The sequence below is a fragment of the Muribaculum intestinale genome, from assembly GCF_002201515.1.
GTDB lineage: Bacteria > Bacteroidota > Bacteroidia > Bacteroidales > Muribaculaceae > Muribaculum > Muribaculum intestinale.
Genome location: NZ_CP021421.1, coordinates 1,326,358 through 1,341,086, shown reverse-complemented (window position 1 = coordinate 1,341,086; position 14,729 = coordinate 1,326,358). Strand labels below are relative to the sequence as shown.

Annotated in this window: 12 protein-coding genes; 8 read left to right on the top strand and 4 right to left on the bottom strand. The window is 52.6% G+C overall.

Going from position 1 to position 14,729, the window contains the following annotated elements; translation table 11 throughout:
• Positions 1-63 precede the first annotated feature (63 nt).
• The 8 genes from ADH68_RS05490 (at position 64) to ADH68_RS05455 (ending at position 9,643) form a co-directional block, all read left to right on the top strand.
• Complete coding sequence (locus tag ADH68_RS05490; protein ID WP_068961687.1) at positions 64-669, top strand: DUF4254 domain-containing protein; 606 nt, start codon at positions 64-66, stop codon at positions 667-669.
• On the top strand, positions 656-1,717 hold the full coding sequence (locus ADH68_RS05485; protein WP_068961688.1) for a glycosyltransferase family 9 protein: 1,062 nt from the start codon (positions 656-658) through the stop codon (positions 1,715-1,717). The genes ADH68_RS05490 and ADH68_RS05485 overlap by 14 nt, the downstream gene beginning before the upstream one ends.
• A 7-nt stretch (positions 1,718-1,724) precedes the next feature.
• Entirely contained in the window at positions 1,725-2,756 is a 1,032-nt protein-coding gene (gene ruvB / locus ADH68_RS05480) for a Holliday junction branch migration DNA helicase RuvB (protein WP_068961689.1), read from the top strand.
• A 33-nt stretch (positions 2,757-2,789) separates the two neighbouring features.
• Positions 2,790-4,277 (top strand): lipopolysaccharide biosynthesis protein, encoded by a 1,488-nt coding sequence (locus ADH68_RS05475; RefSeq protein WP_068961690.1) that lies wholly within the window; start codon positions 2,790-2,792, stop codon positions 4,275-4,277.
• Positions 4,278-4,287: 10 nt separating this feature from the next.
• Positions 4,288-5,673, top strand: a complete 1,386-nt coding sequence (locus ADH68_RS05470) for a DUF389 domain-containing protein (protein WP_068961691.1) — start codon at positions 4,288-4,290, stop codon at positions 5,671-5,673.
• Positions 5,674-5,688: 15 nt separating this feature from the next.
• Positions 5,689-6,780, top strand: coding sequence for a glycosyltransferase family 4 protein (locus ADH68_RS05465; RefSeq protein ID WP_068961692.1), 1,092 nt, complete (start codon positions 5,689-5,691; stop codon positions 6,778-6,780).
• Positions 6,781-6,897: 117 nt separating this feature from the next.
• Positions 6,898-9,261: a leucine-rich repeat domain-containing protein gene (locus ADH68_RS05460; protein WP_068961693.1), complete on the top strand. Its 2,364-nt coding sequence runs from the start codon at positions 6,898-6,900 to the stop codon at positions 9,259-9,261.
• 133 nt (positions 9,262-9,394) lie between these two features.
• Positions 9,395-9,643: a hypothetical protein gene (locus ADH68_RS05455; RefSeq protein ID WP_068961694.1), complete on the top strand. Its 249-nt coding sequence runs from the start codon at positions 9,395-9,397 to the stop codon at positions 9,641-9,643.
• Positions 9,644-9,741: 98 nt separating this feature from the next.
• Here ADH68_RS05455 and ADH68_RS05450 read toward each other — a convergent pair whose 3' ends face one another.
• The 4 genes from ADH68_RS05450 to ADH68_RS05435 form a co-directional block, all read right to left on the bottom strand.
• Positions 9,742-10,818 (bottom strand): hypothetical protein, encoded by a 1,077-nt coding sequence (locus ADH68_RS05450; RefSeq protein ID WP_068961695.1) that lies wholly within the window; start codon positions 10,816-10,818, stop codon positions 9,742-9,744.
• Positions 10,819-10,855: 37 nt separating this feature from the next.
• A complete protein-coding gene (locus ADH68_RS05445) occupies positions 10,856-12,319 on the bottom strand; it encodes a BT_3987 domain-containing protein (RefSeq protein ID WP_068961696.1) in 1,464 nt (487 codons plus the stop codon).
• A gap of 145 nt (positions 12,320-12,464) precedes the next feature.
• Entirely contained in the window at positions 12,465-13,598 is a 1,134-nt protein-coding gene (locus tag ADH68_RS05440) for a DUF1735 and LamG domain-containing protein (protein WP_068961697.1), read from the bottom strand.
• Between the two features lie 36 nt (positions 13,599-13,634).
• Positions 13,635-14,705, bottom strand: a complete 1,071-nt coding sequence (locus ADH68_RS05435; RefSeq protein WP_068961698.1) for a glycoside hydrolase family 18 — start codon at positions 14,703-14,705, stop codon at positions 13,635-13,637.
• Positions 14,706-14,729: the final 24 nt, after the last annotated feature.

The following is a 14,729-nucleotide window of genomic DNA, read 5'->3' as shown; positions in this document are numbered from 1 at the left end:
AAGTTGGAGGATTCGAATGTAGATGTTATCTTTGTGTTTTACAACCCTAAGATTTCCGCTGATATGGAACTTGCAAAGAAAGCCTTCAGGATATTCGCCGACGCTACAGAGGCATATCATCAGACAGATAATGTAGACACACCATGCCCCAATCCTTACGGCGAGGGTACATTTGAACACGTGCTGTTTGCGAAAAATTGGGTCGATGTCGTACAATGGCATCTTGAAGATCTTATACGTGACCCGGCTATTGATCCGGCTGAGGCACTGGTGCTGAAGCGCCGTATCGATGCCTCCAATCAGGTGCGTACCGATATGGTCGAGCAGATTGACACATACTTCCGCGACAAATATGCCGGCGTGGCAGCTCTTCCCGATGCCACTATCAACACAGAGACTCCGGCATGGGCCCTCGACCGTCTGTCGATTCTGGCCGTAAAAATCTATCATATGAATGCCGAGACCGAACGCACCGACGCCGACGAGGCCCATGTGGCCCGTTGCCGCGGCAAGCTCGATATACTCCTGGAGCAGGAAAAAGACCTTACGGCGGCCATCGATATGCTGCTTGCAGACATCGAAGCCGGACGCAAATACATGAAGGTGTACCGGCAGATGAAGATGTACAACGACCCGGCCACCAACCCTGTGCTTTATGCCAAAAAATAAAAAGGAACTTCCCCGCAATGTGCTGGTGATGCGCTTCTCCGCTCTCGGAGATGTAGCCATGACCATTCCGGTGGTCTACTCCGTGTGTCGCAGCAATCCTGCTACCCGGTTCATATTTCTGACCAAGAAGTCGCAGGCGTCGCTCTTTATCAATCCGCCTGCCAATCTGGTTGTGCTCGGCATTGATTTCAAAGCCGAATATCCTCATGCCTACGCTCTGTGGCGTCTGTTCGCAAAGCTGAAGAAGGAGTATGGTATAGATGCGGTGGCCGATCTCCACGGGGTGCTTCGCAGCTATATGATATCCATGTCGGGGCTGTTGCGCGGAGTCACTGTGCACATGATAAGGAAGGGGCGTATGCATAAGCGCGCTCTGACACGTCCGCGCAACAAGGTGATGCTCCCGCTCATCTCCTCGCGTGCCCGTTACCGCGAGGTATTCTATCGCTTCGGGTTTTCGATGGAAGAGCCCTTTGTAAGTATCTACGACGGTGCGGCCGATACGGCACTCTTCGCCTCGATTACTCCCCCGAAAACTCCGGATGAGAAATGGGTAGGCATCGCGCCTTTTGCCAAACACAAAGGGAAGATATATCCGCCCGAGCTGATGGAGAAGGTGGTCGAGGAACTGTCGGCCACTCCCGGAGTGAAGATATTCCTATTCGGCGGCGGCGATTATGAACGCGAGATTCTCGGGCGCTGGGCGCAGACATATCCCGGGGTAGTGTCTCTTGCCGACAAAAAGCATGGATTTACGGTTGAGATGGCGTTGCTGAGCTATCTTGACACGATTGTCTCCATGGACTCAGCCAACATGCATCTCGCCTCGCTGGTAGGGGTAAGAGTTGTCAGCATATGGGGAGCCACTCACTCATACTGCGGATTCAAGGGATACCGACAGCATGAGAGCGACATCATACAGTTGCCTATGACGTGTCGTCCCTGCTCAGTGTTTGGCAATAAGCCGTGTATGCGTGGCGACTATCACTGTCTGCGCGGCATATCACCTCAGATAATAATCAAAAAAGTAAAGTCAATCATCGAATAACAACCGGATGGACAACGACTTCGACATACGTGACTCATCGCTCTCGTCCGACCGTACGGAAAATGATATCGAACGTGCGCTGCGCCCCTCGGGGTTCAGCGCTTTCAGTGGTCAGGAGAAAATCGTGGAGAATCTCCGCGTGTTTGTCGCCGCCGCCAAGATGCGTGGCGAATCGCTTGACCATGTGCTCCTGCACGGCCCTCCTGGCCTTGGCAAGACAACACTGTCGCAGATTATCGCCAACGAGCTTGGTGTCGGATTCAAGATAACTTCGGGCCCGGTGCTCGACAAACCGGGCGATCTTGCCGGCCTGCTTACCTCGCTTGAGGAAAACGATGTGCTCTTTATCGACGAGATACACCGTCTGAGCCCCGTGGTCGAGGAGTATCTGTACTCGGCTATGGAGGATTACCGTATAGATATAATGATTGACAAAGGGCCGGGTGCTCGCACGGTGCAGCTTACTCTTGCTCCTTTTACACTTATCGGTGCCACTACCCGCAGTGGTCTGCTCACATCGCCGCTGCGTGCGCGCTTCGGCATAAACTGCCATCTGGAGTACTACGACCACGAAGTACTTGAGCGTATAGTGTTGCGCTCGGCCGGACTTCTCGGAGTCAAGTGTACGGCCGAGGCAGCCCATGAGATAGCGCTGCGCAGCCGCGGCACACCACGTGTGGCCAACCGTCTGTTGCGCCGTGTGCGCGATTTCGCGCAGGTAAAAGGGCGCGGTATCATCGACCCTGAAATAGCCCGTTATGCTCTGGAGGCATTAAATATCGACCGATACGGTCTCGACGAGATTGACAACAAGATACTTACGACTATCATACACAAGTTTCGCGGCGGCCCTGTCGGCCTCACGACTATTGCCACGGCGCTCGGCGAAGATGCCGGCACTGTCGAGGAGGTGTATGAGCCGTTCCTCATCAAAGAGGGTTTTATAAAGCGCACGCCGCGGGGCAGAGAGGTGACGATGCTTGCATACACGCATCTTGGCATCAGTCCGGACACCGATGCAATGTCGCTGTTCTCATAGCCGACGGTATGATTAAAAAGTTATAAAAAGTATATGGCCGGAGTAAAATCACTGGCAAAGGACACCGCTATATATGGTGTCAGTTCTATCGTGGGGCGCTTTCTCAACTGGTGTCTCGTCCCGCTTTACACGCGTCTGTTTCCCGAGGACATGTATGGAGTGGTCACTTATGTCTACTCCATTGTGGCGCTTGCACTGATTATCCTTACCTATGGCATGGAGACCGGGTTCTTCCGTTTTGCCAACCACGAGCGTTACAGCAACCCCGATGAGGTGTACTCTACCTCGCTCACTTCGCTGGGATTTACGTCGACGCTGTTTTTCGCTCTCGTGTTGTTGTTTCTGGAGCCTGTAAGCCGGGCCATGGAGTGTGGCGGACATGAGAGTTATGTATGGATGATGGCTCTCGCCGTGGCTATTGACGCTTATTCGTGCATACCGTTCGCATATTTGCGCTATAAAAAGCGTCCGGTGCGTTTCGCCATGCTCAAACTGGTTAATATAGGGCTCAACATAGTGCTTAATATCTTCTTCCTGCTGATCTGTCCGTGGCTTATGCGTGTAGCTCCCGGTTGGGTCGAGTGGTTTTATGTGGCCGATCTCGGCATAGGCTATATATTCCTAAGCAATCTTATTGCGTCGGCGGTGACGCTGCTGATGCTTCTCCCTGATATAGTGCGTATACCGCTGAAGTTCAACGGACGTCTGCTGCGCGAGATGCTTGCATACTCGTTTCCGCTGCTTGTGCTCGGCATTGCGGGCATCATGAACCAGACTCTCGACAAGATATTGTATCCGGTGCTTGCCACTTCCGATGCGATGGCCGGGCTGGGCATATATGGTGCAAACTACAAGATAGCCATAGTGATGGTGATGTTCATCCAGGCGTTCCGCTTCGCCTACGAGCCGTTTATCTTCTCGCAGAGCCGTGAACGTGGCGACAACAAGCTGCAGGCCTACCGCGACGCCATGAAGTATTTCGTAATTTTTGCCCTGTTTATATTTCTCGGGGTGATGTACTATCTCGACATCCTGCGCTACTTTGTGCGTCCCGACTATTGGGCCGGACTTAAGGTTGTGCCGGTGATAATGGCTGCTGAATTCTTCTTTGGTGTATTCTTCAATCTGTCGCTATGGTACAAACTTACCGACAAGACCGTATGGGGCACATGGTTCTCCCTGCTCGGACTTGCCGTTACCGTGGGGCTTAACGTGCTGCTTGTGCCGCGTTACGGCTATATGGGGTGTGCATGGGCCGCCTTCTGCTGCTACGGTGTGATGATGTTGGCCAGCTATTTTGTAGGCAACGCAAAATATCCGATAGGCTATAATGTGGGGCGCCTTATGTTTTATGTAGGGCTTGCCGCAGTGCTTTATCCGCTCGGATGCTGCATAGAGCTCGGAGCCCATTGGGCCGACTTTATCTACCGCGGCGCTCTTCTCGCTTTGTATGTGTTTGTGGTGATGCGTCGTGAGCATCTTTCCCCTGCGATGATAATACCACGAAGGTCTCACAGATAATATCGTGGATATGAAACAGATAGATTTAAAGGCCTTTTCCGGGGCCATAAAGGACTATTTCGACCTTACCTCTTTTCTGCTTCCGCAGGCTGAGGCTGAGGAGACGATTAGAGAGGGTGTCTCTTTTCGCGGCACCAATCTGCTGGTGCTCATCATGGCTATCTTCATAGCCTCGCTCGGACTCAATGTCAATTCTACGGCGGTGATTATAGGCGCGATGCTTATCTCTCCGCTTATGGGGCCTATTATCGGCCTGGGACTGGCTGTCGGTATCCAGGATTTCGACCTGATGAAGCGCTCGTTCCGCAATCTGTTTATGGCCACAGCGTTTTCGATAGCCACTTCTGCTATTTATTTTCTGATATCTCCGGTCAATGAGGGGCACAGCGAGCTGCTGGCGCGCACATCGCCTACCATCTACGATGTGCTTATCGGATTTTTTGGCGGCGCAGCGGGTATTATAGCTATCGGGAGCAAGACCAAGGGCAATGTGATACCCGGAGTGGCAATCGCTACGGCGCTTATGCCACCGCTATGTACAGTCGGCTATGGTCTGGCCACATGGCAGATGAACTATTTTCTCGGCGCACTCTATCTGTTTTTTATCAACTCGGTGTTTATCGCTTGTGCAACTACACTCGGCGTTAAGGCGATGAAATACAAGGTGACCGATTTCTCCAACCCTGTCCGCGCCAAGCGTGTGCGCCGCACGGTATACACCGTGGCTCTGCTTACGATGGTTCCGGCCGGATTTATGACCTATCGCATGTACCGCGCCAATGCGTTCCAGACTGCCTGCGGGAGATTTGTCGAGCAGGAGTTTGACTTTCCCACCACACAGGTGCTGTCGTACAAGGCCAAGGAAGATAGCCGTGGTGAGCGCACACTTACGGTGACGCTTATGGGGCGTCTGCTCCCGGAGGACTCTCTGACCATGGCTCTTACTCCGCAGCTCGCCCGCTTCGGCATAGCAGGTACTCAGTTGCGTATCATCCAGGGCGACAACAGTGTGCAGGTCAATCCCGGAGAGATTACGTCGACCATGGTGCGCGATATATATCAGGTGACGCAGAACACCATTAACGCCCAGCGTCAGGAGATTGACTCTCTGCGGGCCGTGACCGATGTGATAGCCCGCAACGATACCATCGGCGCCACTATCTCACCGGAAATCAAGGTGCTGTTTCCACAGGTGAGGGATATTGCCGTCACTCGCGGCATTGTCAGCAATGTCGACACGAGGATTCTCGACACCGTCAATGTAGCTCTTGTACAGTATCGTTCGCCAATTTCCCGCGCTCAGGAAGAGAAACTTAAGGAATACCTTCAGGCTCGCCTCGGCTACTCCAATATCGACATAGTGTCCTCGACCGCTTTGTCAAAAAAACACAAATAAGTAAGTCATAATATAATGAAAGTCCTGTATGATACCCAGGTGTTTGCCTGGCAGAGATTCGGGGGCATATCCCGCTATTTCGTAGAGCTGATGCGTCATATGCCCAAAGGAATCAGCCCGGTATTGCCGGCGCCTTTTTTCAGTGAGAACGCCTACCTGCCCGACCTTGGGATGAGACTGCCGGTCAAGCGTCTCGATATAGGCTCGTTCCGTCTGCGCAAGAAGCTATATGAGTGGGCCGACAACTCTATGGCACGCCAGCAACTGAGGGGTGGTGCGTTTGATGTATTCCATCCCACTTACTACAACGATTACTTCATGAACGCTATAGGGAGAAAACCTTTTGTGCTTACTGTCCACGACTTCACGCATGAGCGTTATCCCGATCTGCTTCCCGATTCGCGCAAGGTGATAAAGCGCAAGAAGAGACTTGCCATGGCAGCCTCGCGCATAATCGCTATAAGCGAGAACACCCGGCGCGATATCATGGAGTATTACGGTATCGACGAGAGCAAAATCGACGTGATACACCACGGATACGCATCGCTTTCTTCGCGTGAGGCTGCTGTCGAAGGGATATCAGGCCCATATCTGCTTTTTGTTGGCGACCGCAAGGGGTATAAGAATTTCAGCGGGCTGGCCGAGGCGTTTGCATCGCTTGCCAAGGCCGACCGGGGGGTGCGGCTGGTGTGTGCCGGTTCTCCACTGTCTGACGCCGAGACAAAGCTGCTAAATGTGCTCGGTATACGCGACAGTGTGACTGCCGTGCAGGCTACGAATGCCCAGCTGCTGTGGCTGTACCGCCATGCTGCATGCTTTGTGTATCCTTCGCTTTACGAGGGGTTCGGGCTACCCGTGCTGGAGGCTTTCGGCGCGGGATGTCCGGTGGCTGTGAGCTCTACCAGCTGTTTCCCCGAAGTGGCCCGCGACGGGGCTGTATATTTCGACCCCTCCGACCCCGGGTCAATAGCATCGGCTGTGGCCGGAATACTCGACGACAGCGATGCAACACGCTCGCTTACGCGCAGGGCATCGGCAGTGTTGCGTGGGTATTCATGGGAGCGTACTGCCCGGCAGACTGCCGAAACGTATAGAAAAAGCATGTGACTGCAATCAATTTTGCGACAAAATGTGTAACTGATTACAATATTGAAAACAAATTGCTAAATTTGTGCGGTTGTCGAATGTGACAACTGTAATTTTCAATAAAACCAATTACACATTATGAGCTATTTCTACAATGTTGTGCGTATGTCGGCTGTGGGGGCCTTTATGGTGGCAGCTTTATCGGCGTATGCAGAGTCTGTACAGGTTGGCGAACTGTTCTACGATCTGAATGAGGCGGATGGCACTGCCTCTCTTGCACGTAGTGCCACCTATACCGGTATGACAAACGTCAATATCCCGGGCGAAATAACGGTCGATGGCAATGAGTACACAGTCACCTCTGTGGCGCAGCAGGCTTTTAGGGAGTGTAAGTCGCTTGAGAGTGTAACGATGGGCGAGGGTATCGCAACAATCGGTGCATGGGCTTTCTACAAATGTTCGGCACTCACCGAGGTGCAGTTTCCATCTACGCTTACCTATGTGATGGGTAGCGCGTTCTCGAATTGCACCGCTATACCGGCGCTTGTGCTACCCGACAACCTGAAGAAAGTGGATTCCTATGCTTTCGGCACTTGTAAAGCGCTTGCCGAAGTTACTCTCCCAAAGGAAATGGAGACACTCGGAGGGTATGCCTTCTATTCATGCGGCAAACTCTCCACTATACACTTCAATGCCGCCCTCGACTCGATTGGCGAGAACACTTTCTATGGCTGCGGCATGACTGCAGTAGAGCTTCCCGAATCCCTGAGGGCAATCGGTGCCGGAGCATTCAGCAATTGTACCAAACTTGCAGAGATATCGCTCCCGCAATCCCTTGTAAAAATCGGCGATCAGGCTTTCTTCCGCTGTAGCGCGCTGACAGGTATACAGCTTCCGGATGGAATCAGGACACTTGGCATGGCTGCTTTCTACGAATGTACCTCGCTCGCCGATGTGGCTCTTCCAGAGGGTATCACTACTATCGACTCCAACTGCTTCTATGGCTGCACTTCATTCAGGAGCATGTCGGTTCCGGCAAGTATTACGACTATAAGCAACGGTATGTTTTATGGCTGCACCGGACTTGAAAACGTAAATCTCCACAGCGGTATCACGGCAATCGGCTCGTCGGCATTCTATGGATGTTCGTCGTTGAAGACCGTAGAACTTCCAGCAGGCATCACTGCGATAAGCAACAGCATGTTCAACCGCTGTTCGTCACTGTCGTCAATCAATATACCCGAATCTGTGACGCTTATCGATGAGAATGCATTCCGCCAGTGTACATCCCTCACCGAGCTTTTCATCCCTAAGAATGTGGCTGCGATAGGCGATGTGATGGTGCTCGGCTGCACAGCTCTGCAGAATATCAAGGTTGATGAGTCCAATCCTTACTATACTGATATCGACGGTGTGGTAGTGAGCAAGGACAAGACCCACCTTGTAGCATATCCTGCCGGGCGTACCGATGTCTACGTAATGCCGGAGTCGATAACCGATATCGACGGATATGTATTCAACAGCAATCCCAACATATCGGGAATAGTATTCTCAAAGAATCTCAAGACAATCGGCATATCGGCTTTCTACGGATGTCCGGGCCTTACCGAACTTGATTTTCCCGAGAGCCTGGAGAGCATCGGGGGTATGGCATTTTTCACGGACTCCAATATCAAGTCGGTCAAGCTCCCCAACCGCGATATCACTATCGGCAACAATGCTCTGTCACTTACCGGTATCAGTAATCTGGTGTTTCCCGAGGGTATCACCACCATCGGCATAGAGGGTGAGAGCGGATTCTCGATTATGGGTATGTGTAGCTCGATGCAGTGGATGAGTCTCCCCTCGACGCTCACAAAGATGAGTCCGCTCGGCTCGTCGTGCAACAATATGACGGTGTTCTACAGCTTCGCTGCAGAGCCTCCGGTACTTGTCGGAGCCAATGTGGTGACTCTGGCTTCGAATGTAAAAGTACCCAAAGGCTCGGCCGAGGCATATGCTTCGGCATGGAGCGGACTTTATCCCAATCTTACATATGATGACGTGCTTCCGGGCGTACCTTCGGTAAGTATCAACGGCAATGCCGCCACTGTTGCCTGGGAGGCATATGGCGATGATATCTATACCGGCACTCCGGTAAGATATGAGCTGATTCTTTCGGCCGGGGGCCTGGAGATACATACCGATGTACTCGACGGTGATAATATCGGTGCCGGCAGCATGAGCCATACCTTTGAGGGTCTGAGCGCGGGCAATGCATACTCTTATGAAATCAAAGGATATTCTGCCCTCGGACAACTTACATTGCTCTATACCGGGGATATCAATCTTTCCTCATCGGGTATAGATGACGCTGTGGCTGCTGAGCGTGAGGCAGTATCCCGCGAGTATTATGATATGTCGGGCCGCAGAATTTCAGCTCCCTCGGCATCGTCCATTTGTATTGTAAAAACGGTGTATTCCGATGGCTCTGTGACTACAGAGAAGCATGTGATGAGGTAATGGCACATGTATTCAATAATATCTGTTAACGGCTGTCATCTCGGCTAACCACTGTATTCAGTGGGTTGTTATATATCAGTAGGTTCGGTCGACCGGACTTACTGATATTTTTTTGCAGAAAATACAGACAGTTATGAACGACAGAATTTCTTACGAGGAACGCAAGGAGATCCCCGACAGTGTATTCGGGCTACCCGAGCGGCGTGAATACCCTATGCCCGATGCCGCACATGTGCGCGCGGCCGAGGCATATTTCCGATATTGTCCTGAAGAGCTTAAGCCCAAGTTGGCACGTGCCATACTTGCGCGGGCCAAAGAGTATGGCGTGGATGTAGAGAGCCCGACTGTGCGCGAGTATGCCGCAGAGAGTGCCGGGGCATAGCAGAGAGTTGCCACAAGACGTATGCATATGACAAAGGGTGTATGTCCGGACCTTACCGGACATACACCCTTTATGAGTCGGTTAACCGTCGATGCCTCTTATTTGTATATTACAAACCAGCCGCGGTTGAGGTATTCGTTGTCGAGGTCGGCATTCTCGAAGATAGCCACTGTGCGGGTGGCGTCATCCTCAAGGATGGAGATTGTGCCGTTGTGGTCGTGCACGCCCCAGCCCCATGAAGGAGCGGAGTAGGCAAATGTCAGGTAGCCCTGCGACTGCTGTCCGGCTGTTGTGCCGGCGGCATATGTGATGACGAGGCCGCCGTATCCTCCGCGGAAGTACTCGTTGCCGTCCCACCACCATCCGAGGCGGTGCTGTCCGTCCTCGATATCCTGGCTGATGTAGAACCATGGATATTCGTCTTTATAATAAGGATAGTAGTAGGGGGTGTTGCCGTCGGATGGGTCCTTGACATCGGCCCATATCTCGCTTCTTGTATTGGCCTTGATGTCATTGATTTCATCGGCAGTGAATGCCTCGAACGAGGGTGTCACCGTTACCTTTATTGTGCCTTTGCGGTCGGAGCCGTCGGTGCAGGTGAGAGTCGCGGTATATTCCTCTTTGCCGGCCTTGGCGCTTACGGTGACTTTGCCTGTGGCATCGTTGTAGAACGCCGATACGCGGGGATTGTCGGAAGTGAATGAATAGTCATCATTTCCTTCGATGAGGTCGACCTCGACCTCGTTCTGCTTTCCGAGCATCAGAGTCTGAGTGATGTTTTCATTGGAGAAGCGTACGCTGCTGTAGTCGTATACCGATACAGGTATCTGCACATATGAACCGTCGGCAGTCGACACGAGAATCTGGGTTTTGCCGCGGTGCACGCCTTGCACATATATCTGTCCGTTCTCTTCAGTGACAATCGCTACCGACTCATCGAGCGAGGTAGCCTTGAGTCCGGAGTATGACCCTTCGACGGGGAGTGGCTGCTTTGATTCCGCGCCGCTCTTTACCGCGAATGCTTCGCCGGGAGCGAGGTTGATATCACCGGGCTTTCCGGGATATTCGATTACGGAGGATACACCGTCGATATCGTCATCGTCATCGCATGATGTGAAAATCATTGGAGCTGATACCGCCAGGGCGAGGCTCATCATATAATATTGGAGTTTCATATCTTGTGGGAAGATGTTTTTGGGTTATGGAAATAAATTACCAGTCCTTGCCGTAAGTGTTGCCGTCCCATACTATGCTTTCGCCATAGAATACTTCGGCTGCGTTGCCGAGAGCCTGGAAGCGGTCGTTGTTTGTAGCCGGGAAGGTGTTGCTCTCAAGGCTCATGGCGAATACGAGGTGGCATCCGTAGCCGGCGGCGTAGGTTGACTGTAGCGCGTTCTTCGACCAGAGGTCGGAGCCTCCCTGGGCAAATTCCATCGAGCAGTAGCCGAGCTGGCGATTGCTTATGCCTGCGTAGTTGTTGATGATGGGGTTGGAGGTAGGAGTATCGGGGTAGTTGGCGAATGCGAAGTCGACGTAGTCGCCGGGATTTACCAATTCGCCGGTCTCAAGGTCACGTACGGGATTCATATACGCGGCGCGTGCGAAGGCATAGGTTATGTTCAAGCGCTCGGGCTGTACTTTCTTGATTTCATAGAAAAGTCTTGAAAGGGCGTCGACCGAGGGAGCTACGAAGCCCGGGGGTACAGGGTTGGTCTCGTAGTCGGAGTATTCGTCGTCGAGCATTACACCGTCGAGATCGTAGGCATCGCAGCAGTTCTTGATCTGCTTGGCGAAATCCTTGGCGGTGGCGTCGCTGAGATTGGCCACACCCGATTTGTCGTGGTTGCCGAGTACCGACAGTATAACCTTTATGCCGCGCTCCTTGAGCGGACGCAGATACTTGTCGGCGTTGTCAAGCACGTGCTGCACGTTCTCGTTGTGGAAGATGTACACACGTCCTGTCTCTGAGTCGAAGTTGATGTTGGAGGAGAAGAGGATTACGGCGTCATACAGAGGCTTGCCCGAACGGTCGAGTGTGAAAGCCATTGTGCAGAGGGGATTGGTGCCGTTGACCTCGATACAGTTGAACATCTTTACGCCTTCCACCATGTTGCCGTTGCCGTCATTGACATATTTTGTGGCGTCGGGAAGATTGGTGAGGTCTCTTACGAATATCAGGCGCGTCTCATCGGTCTTGCCGAGCTGTGCGCCGCCGGAGATTGTGACACGGAGAGGGAGAACGTAGGTATCGGTGTATGTAAGCGAGCCGTCGGAGGTGAGGGTATATTCGACCGATGCGGTGGTCGTTCCGGCTGCGATTGTGGCAGAACCGTTGCCTGCGAATGATACTACGCCCTGAGGCACTGCCTTATATTCTGTAGCATTGGCGGAGTTGTAGTCGGCGAGCACAGAGGGGTCGTAGGCGAAGGTCACATTGCAGTCGGCGGCTACAGCCTTGGGAGAGTGTACCCAGAGCTGTGTTGTGGTTGCGTCGCGGAATTCGATAGAGGAGAATTTGCGCTTTCCTTCAGCGTCGGTGACGTATACCACGCTTCCGTCAGGCACATTGAGCTTGTCTGTATCTACCTTGCCGAGATCGGCGTCGTCGGAGCATGCTGCGGCAGTGAGTGCCACGGCAGCGACAAGGCAGGATCTGAATAAGAAATTTTTCTTCATTTGGTATTGTAGGATTGAGTTGGGAGATGAGTGTTTGTATAAATGTCTCTAATGTCCGTTGATTCTTTCCCGATGATATGCCCTGATGCAGTACGCCGGTATTGCAGACGCCTGCACCGGGGATAATTGGAGGGAAAGAGGGATATTATTTTTCAGGGAGCGATACAGAAACCCATGTGGGTGCGGTATTGCATGTGAGGTCGTAGCCGTTGGCGTAATCGTGTATGAGCGATCCGGCGCCTTCGTTAAACTTCCAGTATGCTACTAGACCTTCGGAGTCTACGGGAACGAGGAATGCCTGGTCTTCATCGCTCAGCTCGGCGTCTGTAAGTATGCGGTTCCATACTCGGGCTTCACCAATGCAGCCCGTGAGCCAGCGCTCGTTGTCGTATGATTTTCCGATGTAGAAGTCGTCGGAAGCCCAGTTGACAGAACCGGAGTAGCCTGATGTAAGAGTGGCTTTCTTGTTGCCGTTGATCCAGAGTGTTGCGGCGCCTGTCGATGAGCTGAAGGTAAATGCGCATCGGAGCCACTTGCCTGTCTCAAACTGCCATGAGGGATCGGTGACGTTGCCGTTGGAGGTGGCCAGCTGAAGCTGATTGTCGGGAACGCCGGCATCGCCGATACGCAGGAGGAAACGGCCTTCGATACCCATTACTGTAGATATGAGTTTGCCGAATTCATTGACGTTCATAATCCACTGTACGGTAATGTCGGTAATGCCGTTGAGCTGGGTGGCGTCGGCGCTGTTGTTGAGCGAGCAGTAGTTTCTGGTAATGTCGGCAACGATATTTACAAGTGCGGCACCACGTACGACTATGAAATGTGTGCGCTGGCTTTCAAGTACCTCTACCGACGAGCTTACAACAGTCACGGGCAGTACGTATACAAGGTTTCTGTCGAGAGATGTGAGATTCTTTACAGTTACCACGACATCGTCGCTCTCTACGGCTCCGGCGATGATAGTGGCGGTAGGCTGGGTGAGTTCATAATTCTCTGCGGGGAGCATTATTGCGGTGCCGTATATGGCGTTGTAGCGTTCTACCAGTGAAGGTTCCACACCGTAGGTCACGGTCTCGTCGCGGTCGGTCGGGTTGGCCATTTTCACGGTGAAGGTCTGCACGGAGCTTTCGGCCATTCCGTCGATAAGGACTGTCGATGGCTCCATGGCCGACGTGTCGTAGATTCTGTTGGCAACCGTTTCGGTGTCGTCGGAGCATGCTGTAAACATTGCAGCGGCGATGCAGAGGGTTGCCTGAATATATGCTGAAAATTTCATGATGTAGTAATCGGTTGAAGGAATTTATATGAAATTTTATTTAGCGCAGGGATTTACAGTCTGTATGAGATTGCGTACAGTGGTGTAGTGGCCTGCGGAGATGAAGTAGTCGTTGGCGGTATTGAAAATGCCAACAGCTCCTACATTATTGGCGGCAGTCCAAGCCGAAAGACCGTCGATGGCATATGTGCCGTCAGAGAAGATTCCGGTCTTGGGATCGTCGCTTGTGTTTACAGCATGTATGTAAGCCGGTATGCCGAGTTTGCTGTCGGCTACGGTTCCGCTGGCCTCGGCATAGATGATGTCGAACATACGTGCATTCGTGGCCGAGAGACCCTCGGATAGGAATACTGTACGGAAGTCGTTGAGTATCGGATGTGACGCGATATTCTGGGGCTTGCCGAGGTAGTCGACAGGAACCGAAGGATTGCGTTGGTGCCAGTCGTTGAGAATGCCAAGGAAGAGTTTGGCCTGGCTGTTGTATTCGGCGAGTTCCGCAGGGGTAAGGTGCTGAGTGGCCTTGCCGTCGAATGCTGCCATGATGCCGTCGAAACCTACGGCATTGAAGTATGACAGCTGTTCCATCCATGCTTGAGTCATGAAATCGTTGAAGGTCGGGTCGGTGAGTTCGGCGGGAATCTCGGCGTCCTCTCCGTTCTGGGCGATGAATTCGAGGCGGCGTGCCGCAAGTTCCTCACACTTGAGAGTCCAGTCTTTCTTGATTTCGTTGAAGTCGATACAGTAGGATATCTGCATCCCTTTGTCGTTGCGCACCTGATTCATCTCGCCGACAAGTTTGTCGGTGACTGCTCCGGGATTGGTGAGCACGATTACGTCGATTGAGTCGGGAAGTGCTGTTATGCGATGGCCCTGCGAGCCGAATTCGGCCACATTGTCAAACCATGCATATACTTTCTTGTGATCGCGACCGCGGTATTCGCGCAGGTCGGCCAGGTATTTGGCATAGGCTTCGGGGTCGGCCTGGTCGATAGTCCCGTAGTTGAGGTCGATGCTTTCAGGCTCTGTCCAGTCGTCGCATGCGGTCATGGATACACCGAGTGCGAGTCCCAGGAGGGCTGAATACAGGTATTTGAAGTTTTTGTTCATAAAAATCAGAGTTGTAAATAATGA

What these genes read in the sequence shown, in the direction of transcription:
- ADH68_RS05490 (WP_068961687.1), top strand. Translation starts at nt 64, where the DNA reads ATGGAACTTGCAAAGAAAGCCTTCAGGATATTCGCCGACGCTACAGAG.
- ADH68_RS05485 (WP_068961688.1), top strand. Translation starts at nt 656, where the DNA reads ATGCCAAAAAATAAAAAGGAACTTCCCCGCAATGTGCTGGTGATGCGC.
- ruvB (WP_068961689.1), top strand. Translation starts at nt 1,725, where the DNA reads ATGGACAACGACTTCGACATACGTGACTCATCGCTCTCGTCCGACCGT.
- ADH68_RS05475 (WP_068961690.1), top strand. Translation starts at nt 2,790, where the DNA reads ATGGCCGGAGTAAAATCACTGGCAAAGGACACCGCTATATATGGTGTC.
- ADH68_RS05470 (WP_068961691.1), top strand. Translation starts at nt 4,288, where the DNA reads ATGAAACAGATAGATTTAAAGGCCTTTTCCGGGGCCATAAAGGACTAT.
- ADH68_RS05465 (WP_068961692.1), top strand. Translation starts at nt 5,689, where the DNA reads ATGAAAGTCCTGTATGATACCCAGGTGTTTGCCTGGCAGAGATTCGGG.
- ADH68_RS05460 (WP_068961693.1), top strand. Translation starts at nt 6,898, where the DNA reads ATGAGCTATTTCTACAATGTTGTGCGTATGTCGGCTGTGGGGGCCTTT.
- ADH68_RS05455 (WP_068961694.1), top strand. Translation starts at nt 9,395, where the DNA reads ATGAACGACAGAATTTCTTACGAGGAACGCAAGGAGATCCCCGACAGT.
- ADH68_RS05450 (WP_068961695.1), bottom strand. Translation starts at nt 10,818, where the DNA reads ATGAAACTCCAATATTATATGATGAGCCTCGCCCTGGCGGTATCAGCT.
- ADH68_RS05445 (WP_068961696.1), bottom strand. Translation starts at nt 12,319, where the DNA reads ATGAAGAAAAATTTCTTATTCAGATCCTGCCTTGTCGCTGCCGTGGCA.
- ADH68_RS05440 (WP_068961697.1), bottom strand. Translation starts at nt 13,598, where the DNA reads ATGAAATTTTCAGCATATATTCAGGCAACCCTCTGCATCGCCGCTGCA.
- ADH68_RS05435 (WP_068961698.1), bottom strand. Translation starts at nt 14,705, where the DNA reads ATGAACAAAAACTTCAAATACCTGTATTCAGCCCTCCTGGGACTCGCA.